This is a genomic window from Nitratireductor sp. ATLC21 (assembly GCF_057196525.1).
Window position 1 is genome coordinate 274,288 of the sequence record NZ_JBXUOU010000003.1, and the last position, 19,028, is coordinate 293,315.

21 protein-coding genes are annotated in these 19,028 nt (G+C 60.4%); 14 read left to right on the plus strand and 7 right to left on the minus strand.

The window, feature by feature from the left end; translation table 11 throughout:
* Window positions 1-84: 84 nt before the first annotated feature.
* The 8 genes from AC2CHD_RS15730 (at window position 85) to AC2CHD_RS15765 (ending at window position 7,159) form a co-directional block, all read left to right on the plus strand.
* Entirely contained in the window at window positions 85-915 is an 831-nt protein-coding gene (locus AC2CHD_RS15730) for an alpha/beta hydrolase (RefSeq protein ID WP_484554445.1), read from the plus strand.
* Window positions 916-970: 55 nt separating this feature from the next.
* The gene (locus AC2CHD_RS15735; RefSeq protein ID WP_007010700.1) at window positions 971-1,207 is read left to right on the plus strand and encodes an Lrp/AsnC ligand binding domain-containing protein; all 237 of its coding nucleotides are present in this window, start codon (window positions 971-973) and stop codon (window positions 1,205-1,207) included.
* A 78-nt stretch (window positions 1,208-1,285) separates the two neighbouring features.
* Window positions 1,286-1,969, plus strand: a complete 684-nt coding sequence (locus tag AC2CHD_RS15740) for a D-lyxose/D-mannose family sugar isomerase (RefSeq protein ID WP_229449499.1) — start codon at window positions 1,286-1,288, stop codon at window positions 1,967-1,969.
* Window positions 1,970-2,048: 79 nt separating this feature from the next.
* The gene (locus AC2CHD_RS15745; RefSeq protein WP_484554446.1) at window positions 2,049-2,546 is read left to right on the plus strand and encodes a hypothetical protein; all 498 of its coding nucleotides are present in this window, start codon (window positions 2,049-2,051) and stop codon (window positions 2,544-2,546) included.
* A gap of 146 nt (window positions 2,547-2,692) precedes the next feature.
* Window positions 2,693-2,968, plus strand: coding sequence for an acyl carrier protein (locus tag AC2CHD_RS15750; RefSeq protein ID WP_223022149.1), 276 nt, complete (start codon window positions 2,693-2,695; stop codon window positions 2,966-2,968).
* Window positions 2,969-4,183 carry a beta-ketoacyl-[acyl-carrier-protein] synthase family protein gene (locus tag AC2CHD_RS15755; RefSeq protein ID WP_484554447.1) on the plus strand — a complete coding sequence of 405 codons (1,215 nt, stop codon included), beginning with the start codon at window positions 2,969-2,971 and terminating at the stop codon, window positions 4,181-4,183.
* 140 nt (window positions 4,184-4,323) lie between these two features.
* Window positions 4,324-5,580, plus strand: a complete 1,257-nt coding sequence (locus AC2CHD_RS15760; protein WP_484554448.1) for an imelysin family protein — start codon at window positions 4,324-4,326, stop codon at window positions 5,578-5,580.
* Window positions 5,581-5,638: 58 nt separating this feature from the next.
* A complete protein-coding gene (locus tag AC2CHD_RS15765; protein WP_484554449.1) occupies window positions 5,639-7,159 on the plus strand; it encodes a di-heme oxidoreductase family protein in 1,521 nt (506 codons plus the stop codon).
* Here AC2CHD_RS15765 and AC2CHD_RS15770 read toward each other — a convergent pair.
* A complete protein-coding gene (locus tag AC2CHD_RS15770) occupies window positions 7,156-7,947 on the minus strand; it encodes a GntR family transcriptional regulator (RefSeq protein ID WP_484554450.1) in 792 nt (263 codons plus the stop codon). The genes AC2CHD_RS15765 and AC2CHD_RS15770 overlap by 4 nt on opposite strands.
* Before the next feature lie 243 nt (window positions 7,948-8,190).
* Here AC2CHD_RS15770 and AC2CHD_RS15775 point away from each other — a divergent pair, with 243 nt between their 5' ends.
* From AC2CHD_RS15775 to AC2CHD_RS15785, 3 genes are all read left to right on the plus strand, one after another.
* Window positions 8,191-9,081 (plus strand): N-acetylmuramic acid 6-phosphate etherase, encoded by an 891-nt coding sequence (locus AC2CHD_RS15775; RefSeq protein ID WP_484554451.1) that lies wholly within the window; start codon window positions 8,191-8,193, stop codon window positions 9,079-9,081.
* Between the two features lie 38 nt (window positions 9,082-9,119).
* Entirely contained in the window at window positions 9,120-10,151 is a 1,032-nt protein-coding gene (locus AC2CHD_RS15780; RefSeq protein WP_484554452.1) for an SIS domain-containing protein, read from the plus strand.
* Window positions 10,152-10,245: 94 nt separating this feature from the next.
* Window positions 10,246-10,887: a LysE family translocator gene (locus AC2CHD_RS15785; protein WP_229449507.1), complete on the plus strand. Its 642-nt coding sequence runs from the start codon at window positions 10,246-10,248 to the stop codon at window positions 10,885-10,887.
* 12 nt (window positions 10,888-10,899) lie between these two features.
* Here the strand turns inward: AC2CHD_RS15785 and rlmN are convergent, their stop codons facing one another.
* From rlmN to AC2CHD_RS15805, 4 genes are all read right to left on the minus strand, one after another.
* Window positions 10,900-12,126 carry a dual-specificity RNA methyltransferase RlmN gene (rlmN, locus tag AC2CHD_RS15790; RefSeq protein ID WP_484554453.1) on the minus strand — a complete coding sequence of 409 codons (1,227 nt, stop codon included), beginning with the start codon at window positions 12,124-12,126 and terminating at the stop codon, window positions 10,900-10,902.
* A gap of 138 nt (window positions 12,127-12,264) precedes the next feature.
* Window positions 12,265-12,765 carry an invasion associated locus B family protein gene (locus AC2CHD_RS15795; protein ID WP_229449509.1) on the minus strand — a complete coding sequence of 167 codons (501 nt, stop codon included), beginning with the start codon at window positions 12,763-12,765 and terminating at the stop codon, window positions 12,265-12,267.
* Between the two features lie 216 nt (window positions 12,766-12,981).
* Window positions 12,982-13,362 (minus strand): YkvA family protein, encoded by a 381-nt coding sequence (locus tag AC2CHD_RS15800; RefSeq protein WP_484554454.1) that lies wholly within the window; start codon window positions 13,360-13,362, stop codon window positions 12,982-12,984.
* Window positions 13,363-13,434: 72 nt separating this feature from the next.
* Window positions 13,435-13,731 carry a 4a-hydroxytetrahydrobiopterin dehydratase gene (locus AC2CHD_RS15805; RefSeq protein WP_229449511.1) on the minus strand — a complete coding sequence of 99 codons (297 nt, stop codon included), beginning with the start codon at window positions 13,729-13,731 and terminating at the stop codon, window positions 13,435-13,437.
* A 58-nt stretch (window positions 13,732-13,789) separates the two neighbouring features.
* Here AC2CHD_RS15805 and AC2CHD_RS15810 point away from each other — a divergent pair, with 58 nt between their 5' ends.
* Window positions 13,790-14,263, plus strand: a complete 474-nt coding sequence (locus tag AC2CHD_RS15810; RefSeq protein WP_484554455.1) for a low molecular weight protein-tyrosine-phosphatase — start codon at window positions 13,790-13,792, stop codon at window positions 14,261-14,263.
* Here the strand turns inward: AC2CHD_RS15810 and thpR are convergent.
* Window positions 14,212-14,811: an RNA 2',3'-cyclic phosphodiesterase gene (thpR, locus tag AC2CHD_RS15815; RefSeq protein ID WP_484554456.1), complete on the minus strand. Its 600-nt coding sequence runs from the start codon at window positions 14,809-14,811 to the stop codon at window positions 14,212-14,214. The two genes, AC2CHD_RS15810 and thpR, sit on opposite strands and share 52 nt — an antisense overlap.
* A 79-nt stretch (window positions 14,812-14,890) precedes the next feature.
* Window positions 14,891-15,562 carry an arylesterase gene (locus AC2CHD_RS15820; RefSeq protein WP_484554457.1) on the minus strand — a complete coding sequence of 224 codons (672 nt, stop codon included), beginning with the start codon at window positions 15,560-15,562 and terminating at the stop codon, window positions 14,891-14,893.
* A gap of 80 nt (window positions 15,563-15,642) precedes the next feature.
* On the opposite strand from AC2CHD_RS15820, the gene AC2CHD_RS15825 reads away from it, so the two are divergent.
* Window positions 15,643-16,344 (plus strand): ABC transporter ATP-binding protein, encoded by a 702-nt coding sequence (locus AC2CHD_RS15825; RefSeq protein WP_484554458.1) that lies wholly within the window; start codon window positions 15,643-15,645, stop codon window positions 16,342-16,344.
* The gene (locus AC2CHD_RS15830) at window positions 16,341-18,914 is read left to right on the plus strand and encodes an ABC transporter permease (protein WP_484554459.1); all 2,574 of its coding nucleotides are present in this window, start codon (window positions 16,341-16,343) and stop codon (window positions 18,912-18,914) included. Before AC2CHD_RS15825 ends, AC2CHD_RS15830 begins: the two co-directional genes overlap by 4 nt.
* Window positions 18,915-19,028 lie beyond the last annotated feature (114 nt).

Consider the following 19,028-nt stretch of genomic DNA (forward strand, 5'->3'; position numbering starts at 1 on the left):
AGTCTACACGACGCAGTGTGATGATGACAGAATACCCCGGCAAGGCCAAGCAGGGTGTTTCGGCATCGGCAGATGGAGGGGCGCGTGTTCTATCATCAGATCAACGATTGGGACGATGCTTATGCCAATGGAGCAAACATCCCACGAGGAGACCGATGGCCTGGCGTTTGGGTAGAACCCGCGCAGGCCTATCGCGATGGGCTTTCGGCTGCAGGACGCGCCGAACTCGACCTGCCCTATGGCGATGGTGCGCGCAATCGGTTTGATCTTTTCCTACCGGAGGGCAAGCCAGCCGGGCTCGTGGTCTTCATCCATGGTGGCTTTTGGTTGAAGCTCGACAAAAGCTACTGGTCGCATCTGGCTGCCGGCGCGGTGGATAGTGGTTACGCGGTTGCCATGCCGTCCTACACGCTGTGCCCCGAAAATTCGATCTCAGGCATCGTGCGCGAGATCGGCGATGCCGTGTGTGCCGCGGCAAAGCGCGTTGATGGCCCCCTCATCCTGACCGGACATTCGGCAGGCGGTCATCTCGCATCCCGCATGGCGTGTGAGACGTCGCCCCTGCCCGCAGAGGTGCGGGCACGCCTTCGTCATGTTCTGTCCATTTCCGGGGTGCATGATCTGCGTCCGATGATCAACACCGCCATGAACGAGAATCTTAAGATCACGCCTGAAGAGGCGCGGGCTGAAAGCCCGGCCTTGCTGGCGCCTTTGCCAGGCGTCAGGCTGACTTGCTGGGTCGGAGCTTCGGAGCGAAGCGAATTCCTGCGCCAGAATGCGTTGCTTGCGAATGTCTGGATCGGTCTTGGCGCAAACACGGCCGCTGTGGAAGAACCAGACCGTCATCATTTCGATGTCATTGACGGCCTCGCGGATTCCGACCATCAGATCGTCCGCTGTCTGTTGACAGCGTAAGTCTGTGGGCCAAGTCTGGCCAGATCCTGTTTAGAATCCGCTCCATGGAGCCCCTATGAGACCTGTTTTCGTTCAATTGCGCTGCAAGCCCGGCAAGACCTATGAGGTGGCCGATGAACTCTACAAGCGCGAAATCGCCTCCGAACTTTACTCCACCAGTGGCGATTACGACCTCCTCATGAAGGTCTATATCGATGATGGCGTGGATATCGGCAAATTCGTCAGTGAGAACATTGCCAACGTGCCGGGTATTCGCCGCTCGCTCACCACGTTGACCTTCAAGGCGTTCTAGAAAACAAACGCCTTGGCGCGGGGTCTCTCTTGCGATACGAACCAACAATCTAAATCGGTTCGCATCTGGGAGGCGTCGGTGAAACGGTCGAAAGTCAATGAGATTCTGCGTGAGGGCGATGCATTCATCCGCTCGTTCGGCTACGTGATGCCGCCCTTCGCGGATTGGACTCCCGATGAGATGAAGCGGAGGCGCGATTCGATCGGCGGGATCGTGGACGCAAGCCTTGGCTGGGACATTACCGATTATGGCCGTGGCGATTTTGATCGATGCGGACTTTTCCTGTTCACGGTTCGCAACGGCAATCAGGAAGATTTGAAGCACGGGCGAGGCATGCTTTATGCCGAGAAAATCATGATCTCCCGGCGGGACCAGCTCGCACCGATGCATACGCATGCGATCAAGGCTGAAGACATCATCAATCGCGGCGGCGGTACGCTTTGCCTGGAACTGTTTGCCTCGGATGCCGAGGGAAACATTGATAGGACAGCACCTGTCAGTGTGCCGACGGATGGAGTGATGCGCCGCTTGGATGCTGGCGGTGTCTTGCGATTGGAGCCCGGTGAAAGTGTAACGCTGTTGCCTGGCACATGGCATGCCTTCTGGGGTGAGAAGAAGGATGTGCTGATCGGTGAGGTTTCCACCGTCAACGATGACGTTACGGACAATATCTTTGCTGATCCGGTTTCGCGTTTTTCCGACATTGAGGAAGACGAAGACCCCTATCGACTGCTGGTCTCCGATTACCCACGCTGGCTCTGAGGGAACCTGCACGGCGGTGTGCCCGTTGCCTTCCGTGGCAGAACATGTTTTCTGCGCGACGACGAGACGGGATTGAACCATGAATTTGAGCATCATGGCTCGGCCGACAAAGGGCGAAGCCAGAATTCACTTGATTACCGCTGTGGCGCTCGTGGCGGCGTTTGTCCTGCAGACTCCGCTTTTCGCACAAGGCTTGCAGCGGGAAGAAGCGATCGACGCAATCGTCGGCTCCGAGGTGAAAACCGAGGAGGTGGAAGCGGAGTCGGCGAGCAGCCGCATTCTGGCGGCGATAGACGCCACTGCCGCGAATGCCGAGCGGGTGCGCAAGACCTTCTCGCTTGACGAAATTGACATTGTTTTTCTTCCAGATCTGGAAGAAAAGGATAGCCGCATTTCCTCCGCCATTGCCGAAAACGAACAGCAGATAGCGATGTTGCGGGAAGCCATAGAGGGAAGTGCCCTCTTTTTTCACGCCGTCGATTCGCGCTCCATCCCGTTGAGGGATGTGGTTGCCCTGGAATATGCCGAACGCGGTGGGGTGACGATCTTCGTGAAGGGTGGTGCCAACGGAAACTGACTGTGCGGCATCGGCGGATATGCACCACATACACTTGCCGCACGCCGCGCTTTGGTTTCTTATGGCTCCAAATTGTTGAGAGTAAAGCGCGGACGCCTTGCCCATGGCATCCCAGCCAGCGCAAAAGTGGTCCGAGGAGATGGTTCATGAATGCTGAAGCCAGTTTGAGCACCGATGAAATCGGCAAGACAATCCTGGAAAAGATCAAGACGCATGCACAGGATGATGTCGAGACCATCACGCTGGACACGCCCCTGGCTGATCTCGGCATTCACTCTCTCGAGCTCACCGAGATCATTTTTGATGTGGAAGATGAGTTCAACATCGAAGTCGAGATGAACACGGCTGAGGCCTGGGAGAGCATGGAGACGGTGAAAGATATTGTCGCCGCCGTTCGCGAACTGGTGGATGCCAAAAAATAAATGACAGCGCCGCGCATCGTCATAACCGGCATCGGCGGCATCTGTGCGCTTGGAACCGACGTCCCGTCCATCTGGTCTTCAATGCAGGCCGGGCGACAGGCTATCGGGCCGATAACCACTGCTCCGCTTCATGAACTGAAAGTTCGGATAGGCGCTGAAATCAAGGAATTGCCCGAGCACGGGATTGACCGCAAGCGGCTTGTGACAATGGACCGATTCAGCCTTCTTGCGGCGATTTCCGCGCAGGAGGCTCTCGCGCAGTCGGGTTTTGCGGTGAATGACGGGAACACACATCGCGTGGGCGCTGTGGTCGGCACGGGAGTTTGCGGCTGGGAAGCCATCGAAGACAGCTACCGCGCCATCCTTCTGGAAGGAAAACCGCGTACCGGCATTTTTACCGTTCCGCGCGTAATGCCAGGCGCCGCCGCCGGACAGGTCAGCATGACACTTGGTCTGCGTGGTCCTGTTTTTGGCGCCACATCCGCCTGTTCCTCGTCCAACCATGCGATATTGGCGGCTGCCGACCAAATCAGGCTCGGCCGTGCGGACGTGATGCTTGCTGGCGGTTCTGATGCGCCTCTCATTTACGGGATTCTGAAAGGGTGGGAAGCGCTGCGGGTTCTCGCGCCCGAGACCTGCCGCCCGTTTTCAGCCGACCGCAATGGTCTGGTGCTAGGGGAGGGCGCCGGCATCGCGGTGCTCGAAACACTGGAGCATGCTCAGGCGCGGGGTGCGAGAATTCTTGCCGAACTGGCCGGTGGCGGCATGTCGGCCGATGCCTCCGACATTGTGGCTCCCACGGTGGAGGGTCCGGTCTCAGCCCTGAAAGCGTGTCTGCACGAAGCCGGCCTTTTGGTCGAGGATGTGGATTACATCAACGCGCATGGCACCGGCACCAAGGCCAACGACAAGATCGAGACGGAGGCGATCAAGCGTGTGTTTGGAAAGCATGCGCCAAGGCTCTCCGTGTCTTCCACCAAGTCGATGCATGGGCATTGCCTCGGGGCATCCGGTGCCCTTGAATTGATCGCCGGTGTGATGGCTATCCAGGACGGGGTGGTGCCTCCCACCGCCGGCTATCGGGAAAACGACCCCGATTGCGATCTGGACGTGACGCCCAACGAGGCGCGCAAGCGAGACGTGCGTGTCGCTTTGAGCAACAGCTTTGCATTCGGCGGCACCAATGCAGTGATCGCGGTCAAGGCAATGGAGTAATGCCCGCAAAAGTGGCGTCGGGCTTGCCTTCATAAACCTGATAATCTAAATCCACATTATTTGGTGGCGGTTGTCGGCCGCTGTCCGGCAGCGTTTTCTTGCGCTGCCGGTGATCTGGATTGGACGAGAGGGGAAGTCACATGAAGCGTCGTTTACTCATCGGTACCGCACTCGCAGCCGTCATGGCCTCGCCGGCTGTTGCAGCCGAGCCGCAGGAGGTGGTTTCCACCTATGCAGACATTGCGCTGGCCACCTATGAAGACAGCCTTGAGACCGCGAAAGCTCTGCGCGAAGCGGTGAACGAGCTGGTGCAGAGCCCGTCAGAAGAGACCATGACTGCCGCCCGTGAGGCCTGGCTCGCGGCGCGTGTTCCCTACCAGCAGAGCGAGGCTTATCGCTTTGGCAACGCGATTGTCGATGAATGGGAAGGCAAGGTGAACGCCTGGCCGCTCGATGAGGGCCTGATCGACTATGTCGACGCCAGCTACGGCACGGAATCCGATGCCAACGAATTCTACACGGTCAACGTGGTCGCCAATGACAAGGTGAGCGCCGGCGGTACGGAGATCGATGTCTCGGAGATTACGCCAGAGGTCATCCAGTCGCTTCACGAGGTGGGTGGCATTGAGGCGAATGTTGCAACGGGCTATCACGCCATCGAGTTTCTTCTCTGGGGGCAGGATCTTAACGGAACGGATGCTGGCGCCGGCGCGCGCTCCCACACCGATTTCGATGCGGACAACTGCACCGGCGACAATTGCGACCGTCGTGGACAATATCTTCAGGCCGCTGCCGACCTCCTGGTTACCGATCTGGAAGAGATGGTGGCCAACTGGCAGACCGATGGCGAGGCGCGCGCGGAGGTGACGGCTGACCCGAAGGCCGGCCTGACCGCCATGCTGACGGGGCTCGGATCGCTTTCCTATGGCGAGCTGGCAGGCGAGCGCATGAAGCTGGGCCTGCTTCTGAACGATCCCGAAGAGGAGCACGACTGCTTCTCCGACAACACGCACAACAGTCATTATTATGATCTCGTCGGCATCCGGAATGTCTATTTCGGTTCCTATGAGCGCGTGGATGGATCCAAGGTCGAAGGTCCGAGCCTTGCGGACCTGGTGTCGGAGAAGGACCCGGCGCTGGCGGAGGAGATGAAGGCGAAACTCGACGCGACCCTGGAAGCGATGACGGCGATGAAGGAACGCGCCGAGGGCGGCGAAGCCTATGACCAGATGATCGGTCAGGGGAACGAGGAAGGCAATGCGGTCGTGCAGGCGGCTATCGACGGTCTTGTAGACCAGACCCGTTCCCTTGAACGGGTGGTTGTGGCGCTCGACCTTTCGGGGATCGAGCTTGAAGGCTCTGACAGTCTCGACAATCCAGACGCTGTTTTTGAGTGACACCAATTCTGCACCGGGCCGCTTGTCGGCCCGGTGTCCGTTTGTATAGACCCTTTCCATGAACATTTCTGTCCGCGCCGCGCTTCTGACCGGCCTGTTTTCTCTCGTGGCGTTGTTCGCTCAAGCGGATAACCTGTCACAAGGTGTCCGTGATGATCTGAGCGAGAAGGATCGCAAGCGGGTGGAAAAAGTGACCCGGCCTGCGACCACTTTCGACAAGCCGGAACGTTTCGAGCGCATGTCTGCAGGCGCTACAACGTCGACGAAGCTGATCAATGCGGACGCGTTCTCGCACTCTTCCGCCAATCTGGAGTTTGCCGAACTGGAGCGCTTCCTGCTCGGCAACGGTCTTTTCCGCAAGGACTGGGTTTCCTCGCCGTCGTCAACGCAGGCCTCGGACGGGCTTGGACCGCTGTTCAACGCGCGGGCCTGCCAGTCGTGCCATATCAAGGACGGGCGCGGTCATGCGCCGGCGCGGCCGGAGGATTCCGCGGTGTCGCTGCTCGTGCGCCTGTCCGTTCCGGCGAACGATGAGCAGGAAGCGGCGATTGCAGACGGTCGTTTGCCGGCGGCACCTGACCCTGTTTACGGGTTGCAGCTTCAGGACCATGCGGTGGCCGGGCTCAATCCCGAAGGTCGCGTCGCGATTACCTATGAGGACGTGCCTGTGGCGCTTTCCGGGGGCGAGACGGTCACGCTGCGCAAGCCGACGCTGCAGGTTGCCGATCCCGGTTTCGGCCCGATGCGCGATGATCTGATGATGTCGGCGCGCGTCGCGCCGCCTATGATCGGGCTCGGTCTTCTGGAAAGCGTGCATGAGGCCGACATTCTCGCCTGGGCCGACCCCGACGATGAAGACGGCGACGGTATTTCCGGACGCGCGGCAAGAGTGCGCGATGCGGAGGGCCGTTGGAAGCTGGGCCGCTTCGGCTGGAAGGCCATCGCGCCCACCATCGCCGAACAGACGGCAGGCGCGTTTTCCGGCGATATGGGGCTTTCGACCCCGCTTGCGCCGGACCACTGGGGTGACTGCACCGAGGCGCAGACCGAATGCCGGACCCTGCCGCATGGCGCGCAGGAGCGACTGGGCGCCGAGGAGGTGCCGGAAGACCTGTTGAACCTCGTGACCTTCTATTCGAGCCACCTCGCCGTACCCGCGCGGCGTGATGTGGACGACGCTGCGGTGCTTGCCGGGAAGAAGGTCTTTTACGAGAGCGGCTGTGCCTCGTGCCATCGGCCGAAATATGTGACCCGGCTCGATGTGGACGATCCGGCCCTGCGCTTCCAGCTGATCTGGCCGTATACCGACATGCTGCTGCATGACATGGGCGAGGGGCTGGCCGATGGTCGCGGCGAGGGGCTGGCCGATGGCTATGAATGGCGCACGCCGCCGCTCTGGGGGATCGGCCTTACCGCGACGGTGAATGCGGAAGCGACCTTCCTGCATGACGGCCGTGCGCGGACACTGCTTGAGGCCATTCTCTGGCACGGCGGAGAGGCGCAGGCGGCGCGTGATCGCGTGGTCGAGATGGCAAAGCAGGATCGGGACAATCTGATCCGTTTCCTGGAATCGCTTTAAGTTTCCCGGTGCAGATTGAGTTCGGCGACGAAGTCGAACCGATCGCCTTTGAAGTGGGAGCGGGTGAACTCCACCACGCACCCTTCGACCGTGCGGGAGATGCGTTCAAGAAAAAGTGCGGGCTCTCCGGCCTCGGCTTCGAGAAGGCGCGCTTCAAACTCCGGCAGGGCACAAGCATGCATGCGCTGCAACGCCTTGTGCGGCCGCGCCCCGGCTGATGCCATGGCTTCGTAGAGCGAGGTCCCCAGGGCCGAAAGGTCCGGCAGAAGGTCTGCCGGCACGATGGCCAGCTCGACCGCAAGCGGCAGGGCATCGGCAAGACGCAAGCGATGCAGGCGCAGAACGCGATCGCCGGGCGAGAGACCGAGCGTCATGGCCTCCTGCGCCGAAGGGCTTGCATATTCGCGCGCCAGCCAGCGTGTTTGGGGCTTCCGGCCGTAGGACAGCATATCCTCGGTGAAGCTGGTGATCGCAGCAAGCGGCTGCTCGAAACGCTCGACAGGTGCAAGAACATAGGTGCCCGAGCCCCGGCGCTGTTCCAGGACACCCTCGCGCACCAGAAGCTCGATGCCGCGCCGCACCGTGACGCGCGAGAGGCCGGTTATTTCAGCCAGGAGACGCTCTGAGGGCAGTGCTGCGCCGGTAGCCAGAACCATGCTCTCAACCACCTGTCGCAGTGCATTGGCGAGCCGGATGTACCGCGGCGTCGCGTCTGCCGCGCCCGACTGGATCTCCCGGGCGAGCAAAGTGCCAAGGTCTTCGTTGGGTCCCGGAAGAGCGTTTGTCATCGATCAGTCAGGCTCGCTGAGAAAAGTGGTATATAATTTGTAAGTCCAATTATGAATGGGACGAGCAAGCTTTGCAAGAAATTCGGAGGGGTTTAGCGCTGTCATACCGCGTAAACAGCTTCAAAATTTGCCTAACGAGATTTTTTCGGTGCGGGAATGGATTTTTTCGGCAATGACGGTATAAGCTATTTGGTATTAAATTGGTCTAGAGAACGCAGGCGCTTTGCAATCTGAGAGCCGTCGATGAGAACTTCAACTGAAACAGCAAGCCAGGCGTATCGTGACATTGAGCGGTTTTCGACCGCGGATATGCTGAGCGCCATGCTTGATGGTCAGCGGGCCGCGGTGGATGCGGTCGCTGCCGCCCTCCCGGCGCTGGAAGAGGCTGTCGAGGCGGCGGTGAAACGTCTGGCGAACCCGGAGAGCCGACTCATCTATGTGGGTGCCGGCACATCGGGCCGTGTGGCCATGCTGGATGCGGTCGAGCTTTATCCCACGTTTGGCTGGCCGGAGGAGCGCAGTCTTTTTCTGCTCGCCGGCGGCAGCATCAGTGTGGCTGAAGCGCGCGAAAGTGCCGAGGACGACACGAATGCGGGCCGAGACGAGATTGACGCGCTGGCTTGCGGGCCTCTCGATGTGGTGGTGGGGCTCGCCGCGAGCGGAAGCACGCCCTATACGCTTGCGGCAATCGAGACCGCGAAGGCGCGCGGGGCGCTGACCATCGGTATCGCCAACAATCCCGGTACTGCGCTTCTGGAACGTGCTGATTGCGCGGTGCTCCTGGAAACGGGAGCAGAGGTGCTTGCCGGCTCTACGCGTATGGCGGCCGGCACGAGCCAGAAGATCGCAGTCAACCTCTTCTCCACAGCGGTCATGATGCGGCTTGGCAAGGTCTATCGCGGCCGCATGGTGGATATGAAGCCATCGAACAAGAAGCTGGTGCGTCGCGCCGTCGAAATGCTCATGCAGGTGGAGGGGTGTGATGAAGCGTCGGCGCGCGCCGCGCTCGAGAAAACGAACTTTCATGTAAAGCCGGCGGTTCTCGTCGTGCGGGGGCTCTCGCCCGAGGAAGTGCGCGCCACGCTCGATCGCAACGGTGATGATTTGCATCGTGCAATTGCGGCACTGGGCTGAATGACGTCACACTCTTTTATCAACCACGGAACACCGAAATGACAGATACGCCTTCCCTGATGTTTCAGGAAACCGCTGAGGCCGCCGAGGCGGTAGACCGGCTTTTTGCGCATGAGGCAAAGACCTTCGCCGAACTTGGCCGGGTGATTGCCGAGCGCGGGCCCGCCGTGGTGAGCATGTCGGCGCGCGGCTCTTCCGACCATGCCGCGAGCTTCTTCAAATATCTTTTCGAGATCCACACGGGCATTCCCGTGGCCTCCATCGGCCCTTCGGTGGCCTCCGTCTATGATGCGTCGCTAAAGCTGGAGCGCGCGCTTCACATCACGATTTCCCAATCCGGCGGGAGTCCTGACATCGTTGCCGCGCAGGCATCGGCCAAGAAGGGCGGTGCGGTGACACTCGCTGTGGTCAACGTGGCTGACAGCCCGCTTGCGAAGGCGGCCGACATCGTCTTGCCGATCCATGCCGGACCGGAGCGGAGCGTCGCGGCGACCAAGAGCTTCATCGCATCTGCAGCAGCACTTGCCGGTGTCACGCAGGCAGCCTCGGGCGATGCAGCGCTCAAGGAGGCGCTCGGTCGGTTGCCCGGGGCGCTGGCCGCCGCCTGCGACGTGAACTGGGAGCCGGCGCTGCCACTCCTGACAAATGCCGGGTCGATCTACACTGCCGGTCGTGGCCCGGGCTTCGCCATCGCGCTGGAAGCGGCCCTGAAGGCAAAAGAGACGGCCCAGCTTCATGCGGAAGCCTTCTCCCTCGCCGAGCTGATGCACGGGCCCATGCAGCTGGTCGACAAGGGCTTTCCCATTCTAGCCTTTGTGCCGGAAGACGCAGCGCTTGCTTCAAGCGCGCAGTCGCTCGAAAAGCTGCGCGGCTTCGGTGCGCAGATTGCGAGCTTCTCTTCGCGTGATCTCGGAGAACGCACCATCAGAACGCCGTCCACCGGCCATGGCCAGGTGGACCCGCTGGTCTCGCTCGTCGGATACTATCGCCTGATCGAGCGGGTCGCGCGGGAGCGTGGGCTCAATCCGGATACACCGGACAAGCTCAAGAAGGTGACGGAAACAATCTGAAGCCTGCACCAGTGGTCTGCCAAATGTGCCGCTGGTGTGAGCTTTGATCCTGCGTTAGCTTCCGGCAGATCAACACCGTGCCGGAAGCACTTCCATGACCTTCATTCCCGACTCCGCCACCATTCTCCAGTTTGCCCTCGCCACCTTCGTGATCTCGATCACGCCGGGTCCGGATATGACGCTGTTCGTCGGCCGGGCGCTGAGCCAGGGCAGGGCGGCCGGCTTCGCCTGCATGTTCGGTGCGATGACCGGGATCATGATCCACACGGCGCTTGTGGCGCTGGGGCTCTCGGCGCTGATCGTCGCTTCGCCCGAGGCATTCCTCGCGCTCAAGGTGTTCGGTGCGGGCTATCTGATCTGGCTGGCCATCCAGGCGATCCGCAAAGGCTCCGCCTTCTCGCCGGAGAAGAAGGGCGGGGCGGGGCGGTCGCTCTTGAAGAACTGGGCCACGGGGCTCGGCATCAATCTTCTGAACCCGAAGATCATCCTGTTCTTCATGACATTTCTGCCGCAGTTCGTGTCGGCCAGCGATCCGCACGCCCCGGGCAAGCTGTTCTTTCTTGGGCTTCTGTTCATTCCGCTGGCGCTGCCCATCGTCGCGCCGATGGTGATCGCGGCAGACAGTTTTTCCAAGCTTCTGAAGAAGAGCCCGCGTGTCACCCGCGTGGTCGACTATCTGTTCGCAGGCGTTTTCTCGGCCTTCGCGCTGAAGATCCTGACCGCTCAGGCGCGGTGAGCCAGAATTGCCCTATTCGCCGTGGCCGGCGATCATCATGGCTTCCAGCTTGAGCCGGTCGGCCTTCTTCATCCGCTCCGATGCGGATTTGAGCTGACCGCAGGCGGCCAGGATGTCGCGCCCGCGCGGGGTGCGGATGGGCGAGGCGTATCCGGCCTTGTTGACGAGATCCGCAAACTCCTCGATCTGCTCCCAGTCGGAGCATTCATAGTCGCTGCCCGGCCATGGATTGAAGGGGATCAGGTTGATCTTGGCAGGGATGCCCTTCAGAAGCCGCACCAGTTCGCGGGCATCGTCGAGCGAGTCGTTGACACCCTTCAGCATCACATACTCAAAGGTGATACGCCGCGCGTTCGAGAGGCCCGGATAGGCGCGGCAGGCGTCGAGCAGCTCCTTCAGCGGATACTTTTTGTTGATCGGCACCAGTTCGTTGCGCAGCTCATCGCGCACGGCGTGCAGCGAGATCGCCAGCATGACGCCGATTTCCTCGCCGGTGCGATAGATTTCCGGAACCACGCCGGAGGTTGAAAGCGTGATACGACGCTTGGAGAGAGAAAGGCCTTCGCCATCGGAGGCGATGAGAAGCGCCTGCTTCACATTCTCGAAATTGTAGAGCGGCTCGCCCATGCCCATCATGACGATGTTGGTGACCTTGCGGCCTTCCGCCGGCACGATGGCCCCGTCGGGTGTGTCGGCATCGGGAAAATCGCCGAGGCGATCGCGCGCGACGAGAAGCTGGTCGAGAATTTCGCCCGGTGTCAGGTTGCGCACCAGCTTTTGTGTGCCGGTGTGGCAGAAGGTGCAGGTAAGCGTGCAGCCTACCTGGCTGGAGATGCACAGCGTGCCACGGCCTTCCTCGGGAATGTAGACGGTTTCCACATCCACCGGGCGACCCGCGCCACGTGCTGGAAAGCGCATCAGCCACTTGCAGGTGCCGTCCTTCGAAATCTGCTCTTCGATGATTTCCGGACGGGCAATGGTGAAATGCGCGTCGAGCTTTGCCCGCAGGTCCTTCGAGATGTTGAACATCTGCGAGAAATCGGAAACGCCGCGAACATAGAGCCAGTGCCAGAGCTGGCGCACGCGCATGCGTGTCTGCCGCTCCGGCACGCCCAGTGAAAGCAGCGCTTCTGCCAGTTCGTCACGCGAAAGGCCGATCAACGATTGCTTTTCGGTTTTCGTGGCGGGGCGCAGGTCAGCGCGCCCCTCGGGCGTCGATAGATCGAGTGTCAGTGCCATGGCGTTCTTGAAGTGCGTTGCGGGCAGCGCCTTGCGGATTCGTCTCTCGAATTCAGCGGATGCCCTTCATTCGCCGCGCTCATAGCACGCCTGAAGGCTGCCGTCACCTGTTGCGGCCGGCAGCCGCTTCTACGATGGCTATTTGCAGTTCTGGGTGGCGTTGATCGCAGCAGTGACGCCGCTCAGCGAAAATGTGTAGCTGGTGTCGTTGCCGCGGCCAGATTTCGCTGCAACCTTCATGTCTGAACCGCCCTTCATCGCCGCGATTAACTGCGGCTCTTCAGCTGCGTTCTCAAGCCATGCGGACTTGCCCTGCGTGAACATGGTGAAGCTCTTGTTCCCCACCGTGACAATCACCTTGGAATTGGTCTGGAAATTGTAGGCGGCGATGAACTGCGGTTCGGAGGCCACGTTCTGTCCGGGCTTTTGACTGACGAAGAAGAATATATCGCCATGATCGAGGCTGGCCGGTTGCTTTTCCTTTGGCACGCTCATGGCGTAGCACACCTTGCCGTTTCCGGACTGGTAGCTGTAGACGCCCCAGTCGCGATGCTGTCCCACCGCCGTTGCCTGGGCCAGCGCGGGGCTTGCCGCCGCCATTCCGCAAATGAGCATCAGTGTCGAAATCAGTACGCGCATCGTCTTGACCGTCTTTTTTTGCCAGTGTTTGGAGACCGGCTGGTCCCTCTAGATCACTTCATTTTTATTTAATCTGGGTTACCAAAGCGTGAAGCGAATCGACGGATTCTTCATGCGATCAACCCCGATATCCGTTGTCGCGAAAGAAATGCGCCAACGTCCGAACACCCCTTCACCAGCGGTTGAAACGAATGAAAGAGGCAAGAATTTGACTGGCTAGCTGTCGCGGGTCGTTTCGGCGAGGGCTCGTCTGGCTGCGAGACGATGCGCCGGTGTGATGTGCCGGCGGACAGCGTTCAAGGCGGCTGCCAGTACGGCGATGTCATCCGTAAAGCCGAAACCAAGCAGAAAGTCCGGCACCACGTCGAGTGGAAGCACAAAATAAGCCAAGGCAGCGAGGAGCAGGCCGCGCACCTTCGGTGGGGTGTCGTTATCGAGCGCGCAGTAATATCCCGCTACCAGATCCTCCATGAAGGGCACCTGACGTGCCGCCTTCTTCACCGTGCGCCAGAATTTCGCACGTACGCGCTCTTCACGGTCCCGGTTTTCACGGGGACCGACCGGTTCCAGAATTTCCCCGATTTTCACATCGTCCATAGTGTGCTCCTGCTGATGAAGATGTGGGAATCAGCCGGCGAAATTCAATGTTTGCGCGGAATCCAACCAAAATCAGCTCTTGGCAAATTCATCCATCGCCATGGCGAGCTTGAGATCAAGTTCAGTCACCCCACTTGCATCATGCGTGGAAAGACTGACATCGACGATCTTGTAGACATTCGACCAGTCCGGATGGTGGTTGAGTTTTTCGGCCATCAGCGCTGAGCGGGTCATGAAAGCGAATGCTTGGGAAAAATCAGCGAAGACGAAGCGCCGCTGGATGGAGTCCCCATCTTCTCCTAGATCCCATCCGTCGAGGGTTTTGAGCGCTTGTTCCAATGCAGCCGGATCGAGCTTTGCCCTTGCCATCGCGTCTCTCCATGGTATCGCCTGTTGGTGTCTTCATCGGGATGATAGCGCACCAGCCATGAACGCAAAGCCTCGTATCTCCATACTCTTCGTCTGCCTCGGCAATATCTGCCGCTCTCCACTCGCAGAGGGTGTCTTTCGCAGTGTCGTAACAGAGCATGGGCGAACGGCGGATTTCATGATCGGTTCGGCTGGTACGGGCGCGTGGCACGTGGGCAACCCGCCAGACCCGCGTTCGATCGACATCGCCCGTAGATTCGGTGTCGATATTTCTCACCAGCGGGCACGACAGGTGGAAGCGGCGGATTTCAACCGCTACGATCTTCTCCTGGGCATGGACCGCAACAATGTACAAACACTGCGTCAGCGCGCTGCAGGCGGGACGCTCGGGAAGATTCACCTTTTTCTCGATTATGCGAACGACCGCGTCATCGATATCCCCGATCCTTATTATGGAGGCGAGGACGGCTTTGCGTCGGTTTACCAGATGATCCGTGAGGCTTCTGAAGCGCTGCTTTCGAAGTTCGACTGACGATCATACTCCGCGCCCGCCAATGGCCAGGTCTCCTCAATGATGTACGGGCCACCCCCAAAGGAAGCGCGCGACGACATCAGTACAAAACGGCCTATGGAGAAGGGTACCGAGGCAAAGTTGCCGCGGGCGGAAAGATAGCCTGCCACATCGCGCGGATTGGAATTTTTAAGGCGGGCCAGGGTGACGTGCGGCGTAAATTTTCTGGGATCCGGTGGCAAGCGTAAGCGCCGGCAGATGCCGTCTATTTCTCCCTGTAGTGCGTAGAGGTCGGGCGAGGCAGACACACCGGCCCAGATGGAGTGCGGTTTTTTCTGTCCGAATGCCCCCACACCGGAAAGTTTCATCGTGAAGGCTGGCCGTCGAACCCTATCGAGCGCATTGGCGATCTCGTCTGCCGTATGACCTTCAACGTCACCGAAGAACCGCAATGTCAGATGATAGTTTTCGACATCGATCCAACGAGCTCCTGGGAGGCCCCCGCGGAGAAGTGACAACGACAAGGCCGCGTCACGCGGGATCTCGAGGGCGGTGAAAAGTCGCGGCATGGCAACCTCCTCGAATCGCAGTGTCGATTACAGCGAATCACCGATTGCCATCGTGAGCAAGCGGTTTCTTCATCAAGTTTTACGCGCCTTCTTGGGATCGCTCATCGAGCACTTTGCGAAAGGTGGGCAGAATACGCTCCACCATGCGTTCTACGCCCTGGGCATTGGGGTGCATGCCGTCTTCCAGAAGAAGAGACGGCTCGGCGGCCACCCCGTCGAGAAAGAACGGGATCAGGGGGATTTCGTGTTTCTCCGCCAGCCGCTCATAGAGCGGGTTGAAGGCGGCAGCGTAATCTTCACCGAGATTGGGTGCTGCCAGCATGCCAGCCAGGATCACCTGCTGTCCGCGTTCTTTAAGCAGGGCGATCATCCGGTCGAGATTTTGTTCGGTGGATGCGGGTGGAATGCCACGCAGCATGTCGTTGGCGCCGAGTTCCAGAAGCACAATGTCCGCCTCTTCGGGAACAGACCATTCAAGACGAGAGAGCCCGCCGCTCGTCGTGTCGCCGGATACGCCTGCATTGGCGATGGAGACATCATAGCCCTCAGCCTTGAGCGCGTTTTCGAGCTGTCCAGGGAAACCCTCGTCCGGCCCAAGATTGTAGCCCGCCATGAGGCTATCGCCGAAGCCAACAATCTGGATGGTTTCGGCCCGCGCGGCGACGCATATGGAAAGCGCCAGAATGAGTGCTGCAGCAGCCGATGAAATTTTTGTGAACTGACCGAAAGGACGAAAGAATTTGAATGCCATGCGGGATAACCCATATTTGCCAAAACCGTGCAGTGGTCCGATTCCAGCGTCGCTTTCTCCCAATATAGGATGTCTTTTCCGTGACAGAAGCCGTGATCGAACTTGAGAACGTGTCGCTAACACTGGGTGAGGGTGCCTCCTCGGTGCATGTTCTCAAAGGTGTCAGCCTCTCCGTCGAGCGGGGGCGTTCCACGGCGATCGTCGGTCCGTCCGGTTCGGGCAAGTCCACGCTGCTGATGGTGATCGCGGGCCTGGAGCGCGTCGATGAGGGTATCGTGCGCGTTGGCGGGACGCAGATCAACGGGCTGAGCGAAGATGCGATTGCTGCCTTTCGCGGCCGTTCGATCGGCATCGTTTTCCAGTCCTTTCACCTCATTCCCAACATGACGGCGCTGGAGAACGTCGCCGTGCCGCTGGAACTGGCCGGGCACGCCGATCCGTTTGGCGCAGCCGAGGAGGAACTGGCGGCTGTCGGCCTTTCGCAGCGCCTGACACATTATCCGGGCGAACTCTCGGGCGGTGAACAGCAGCGGGTGGCTATTGCTCGTGCATTGGCGCCGGGGCCGGCGATTCTGATCGCCGATGAGCCGACCGGAAATCTCGACCAGGCAACCGGCAGGCAGATTTCGGACATGCTTTTCGCCAAGGCAAAGGAACGCGGCACCTCCTTGGTGCTTGTCACCCACGATCCGGCTCTTGCCGCCCGCTGTGAGCGTCAGGTGGCGATGCGCTCCGGCCGTATCGAGCAGGACGCTGCCTTGGAGAAGGCTGCGATGGCATGAATGCGGGCAGCACACGTTCGACCGGCATGAGTTTTGGCCGCATGATCGGTCTGGCGATCCGCTTCTCGCTGCGAGAGATGCGGGGTGGACTTTCCGGCTTCTTCATCTTCCTAGCCTGCATCGCGCTGGGTGTGGGCGCCATTGGCGGTGTGAATTCGGTCGCCACCGCCATTACCGAAGCTGTGGAAGCGGAAGGCCAGTCGTTGCTGGCCGCCGATCTGCGCTTCGAACTGAACCAGCGGCGCGCCAGCGAAGCTGAGCAAACCTTTTTGTCGGATCTGGGGGATGTGGCCGAGAGCGCGAATATGCGTTCCATGGCACGGCTTGCCGACGGTTCGGACCAGACACTGGTGGAGGTTAAGGCCGTCGATGCGCTCTATCCGCTTTATGGGGCGCGGGTGACGGAGCCGCAGCTCTCGCATGACGCGCTCTTTGAAAAAATCAATGGCGCCTATGGGGCGGCGGCACCGGATTTGCTCTTCGAACGTCTGGGTCTTGGCATTGGCGACCGCATCATGCTGGGCAGCGAGACCATCGAGCTTCGCGCTGTTCTTGTCACGGAGCCGGATGCCGTGTCCGACGGGTTCGGTTTTGCCCCACGGCTGATGATTTCGCTGGATGCGCTTCAGGCGACCGGGCTCATTCAGCCGGGCAGTCTCGTCGAGCACGTCTACAAGGTGCGGCTCGATGGCGAAGAGAGCGACCTGGAAACCGTGCAGGCACGCGCCGCAGCGGAATTTCCGGAGGCCGGATGGAGCATCCGTACCCGCAGCAATGCGGCCCCATCTCTTTCACGCAATATCGAGCGGTTCTCGCAGTTTCTCACTCTGGTGGGGCTGACAGCTCTTGTCGTCGGGGGCGTCGGTGTGGCGAATGCGGTGCGCGCCTATCTCGACAGCAAGCGTGCCGTGATCGCGACCTTCAAGAGCCTTGGCGCTTCGGGTGGGTTCGTCTTTACCGTCTATCTCGTGCAGATATTGATGATCGCCGGCATCGGTATTCTCGCCGGCCTCGCGATTGGCGCGCTGATGCCGTTCGGCGCGTCGGCGGTTCTGGCGAGTGTCCTGCCGGTTCCCGCGACGGGTGGGTTCTATCCGGCTGCGCTTTTTGTGGCCGCGCTGTTCGGCGTCATGATCACGCTCGTGTTTGCGCTGATGCCGCTTGGCCGGGCGCGTGATGTGCCGGCGACAGCGCTGTTCCGCGAAATGGGTGTCGACGGACGTGGCTGGCCGCGACCAGTCTATATCACGCTTTCGGTAGCTATCGCGGCCGGCCTCGCCGGTTTCGCTGTCTGGTTCTCCGACGATCGGCGCATGGCGGCCATCTTTGTTGGTGCAACCGTGTTCGCGTTTATAGTTCTGAGGGTCGTGGCGCTTGGCATCGAGTGGTTGGCACGGCGCAGCCCGCGCGTCACGTCCACGCCGCTGCGCCTCGCTCTGGGCAACATCCACCGCCCAGGTGCGCTGACACCGTCCGTGGTCTTGTCATTGGGGCTCGGCCTCACCTTGCTCGCCACACTGGCGCTGATCGACGGCAATCTGCGACGGCAGATCACCGGTAATCTGCCGGAGGTCGCCCCGAACTTTTTCTTTGTCGACATCCAGAGCGGCGAGGTGGAGGCCTTTGCCGATCTGGTCAAACAGGAAGCGCCAGACGGAAAGCTCATTCAGGTGCCGATGCTTCGTGGGCGCATCACCGCGCTCAACGATGTCAATGTGCGGGACATGGAGATCCCGCCGGAGGGTGGCTGGGTGCTGCGGGGCGACCGTGGCATTACCTATGCCCGCAACGCGCCGGAGAACACCACACTGACACAAGGGGATTGGTGGCCAGCTGATTATGAGGGTGAGCCGCTCGTGTCCTTCACGGCGGAAGAAGGTGGAGAGCTTGGTCTCAAGATTGGCGACACGATCACCGTCAATGTGCTTGGTCGCGAGGTCACGGCCCGGATAGCCAATTTCCGCGCGGTAGAGTGGGAATCGCTGGCCATCAACTTCGTGATGGTGTTTTCGCCCAACACCTTTGCCGGTGCACCCCACGCCTGGCTGGCGACGCTTACGGATGCAAACGCCACGCAGGCCGACGAATCGAAGATCCTCAACGCTGTCACCCGCTCCTTCCCGACGGTGACCACCGTGCGGGTGAAGGATGCTCTCGATGTGGTGAACCGGCTTGTAGAGCAATTGGCCACGGCGATCCGTGCGGCAGCCGCCGTCGCGCTGATTGCTTCGGTTCTCGTGCTTTCCGGTGCACTGGCGGCTGGCAACCGGGCGCGGGTGCATGATGCTGTGGTTCTGAAGACCCTTGGCGCCACGCGGCGTACCCTGATCGCCGCTTTCTCGCTCGAATATCTGCTGATCGGGCTTGCGACTGCGGTGTTCGCGCTGCTGGCCGGCGGGGTTGCTGCCTGGTTTGTGGTGGCAAAGGTCATGGGCCTGCCCTCAAGCTTCCTGCCGGAGGTGGCGTTCACCACCGTTGTGGTGGCGCTGGTGATGACGGTTGGCTTCGGCCTGATCGGCACATGGCGGGTTCTCGGACACAAGGCCGCACCGGTTCTGCGCAATTTGTGAGCGTGAAAAACGGTTAACCCTCCGGCGCGGACAGGCGCGATTCCGCCCGCGAACTGTTGCCGCAGGCGCGTTTCCGGTGCGAAGAGGTCTTGTCCTGAACACAAACTGACATCA

Bases quoted from the DNA above. Each gene is read 5' to 3' on its own strand.
- AC2CHD_RS15795 (WP_229449509.1), bottom strand. From the start codon at position 12,765: ATGCGCGTACTGATTTCGACACTGATGCTCATTTGCGGAATGGCGGCG.
- AC2CHD_RS15820 (WP_484554457.1), bottom strand. From the start codon at position 15,562: ATGGCATTCAAATTCTTTCGTCCTTTCGGTCAGTTCACAAAAATTTCA.
- AC2CHD_RS15810 (WP_484554455.1), top strand. From the start codon at position 13,790: ATGAACGCAAAGCCTCGTATCTCCATACTCTTCGTCTGCCTCGGCAAT.
- AC2CHD_RS15765 (WP_484554449.1), top strand. From the start codon at position 5,639: ATGAACATTTCTGTCCGCGCCGCGCTTCTGACCGGCCTGTTTTCTCTC.
- AC2CHD_RS15745 (WP_484554446.1), top strand. From the start codon at position 2,049: ATGAATTTGAGCATCATGGCTCGGCCGACAAAGGGCGAAGCCAGAATT.
- AC2CHD_RS15755 (WP_484554447.1), top strand. From the start codon at position 2,969: ATGACAGCGCCGCGCATCGTCATAACCGGCATCGGCGGCATCTGTGCG.
- AC2CHD_RS15735 (WP_007010700.1), top strand. From the start codon at position 971: ATGAGACCTGTTTTCGTTCAATTGCGCTGCAAGCCCGGCAAGACCTAT.
- AC2CHD_RS15750 (WP_223022149.1), top strand. From the start codon at position 2,693: ATGAATGCTGAAGCCAGTTTGAGCACCGATGAAATCGGCAAGACAATC.
- AC2CHD_RS15805 (WP_229449511.1), bottom strand. From the start codon at position 13,731: ATGGCAAGGGCAAAGCTCGATCCGGCTGCATTGGAACAAGCGCTCAAA.
- AC2CHD_RS15780 (WP_484554452.1), top strand. From the start codon at position 9,120: ATGACAGATACGCCTTCCCTGATGTTTCAGGAAACCGCTGAGGCCGCC.
- AC2CHD_RS15785 (WP_229449507.1), top strand. From the start codon at position 10,246: ATGACCTTCATTCCCGACTCCGCCACCATTCTCCAGTTTGCCCTCGCC.
- AC2CHD_RS15760 (WP_484554448.1), top strand. From the start codon at position 4,324: ATGAAGCGTCGTTTACTCATCGGTACCGCACTCGCAGCCGTCATGGCC.
- AC2CHD_RS15830 (WP_484554459.1), top strand. From the start codon at position 16,341: ATGAATGCGGGCAGCACACGTTCGACCGGCATGAGTTTTGGCCGCATG.
- AC2CHD_RS15800 (WP_484554454.1), bottom strand. From the start codon at position 13,362: ATGGACGATGTGAAAATCGGGGAAATTCTGGAACCGGTCGGTCCCCGT.
- rlmN (WP_484554453.1), bottom strand. From the start codon at position 12,126: ATGGCACTGACACTCGATCTATCGACGCCCGAGGGGCGCGCTGACCTG.
- thpR (WP_484554456.1), bottom strand. From the start codon at position 14,811: ATGCCGCGACTTTTCACCGCCCTCGAGATCCCGCGTGACGCGGCCTTG.
- AC2CHD_RS15770 (WP_484554450.1), bottom strand. From the start codon at position 7,947: ATGACAAACGCTCTTCCGGGACCCAACGAAGACCTTGGCACTTTGCTC.
- AC2CHD_RS15775 (WP_484554451.1), top strand. From the start codon at position 8,191: ATGAGAACTTCAACTGAAACAGCAAGCCAGGCGTATCGTGACATTGAG.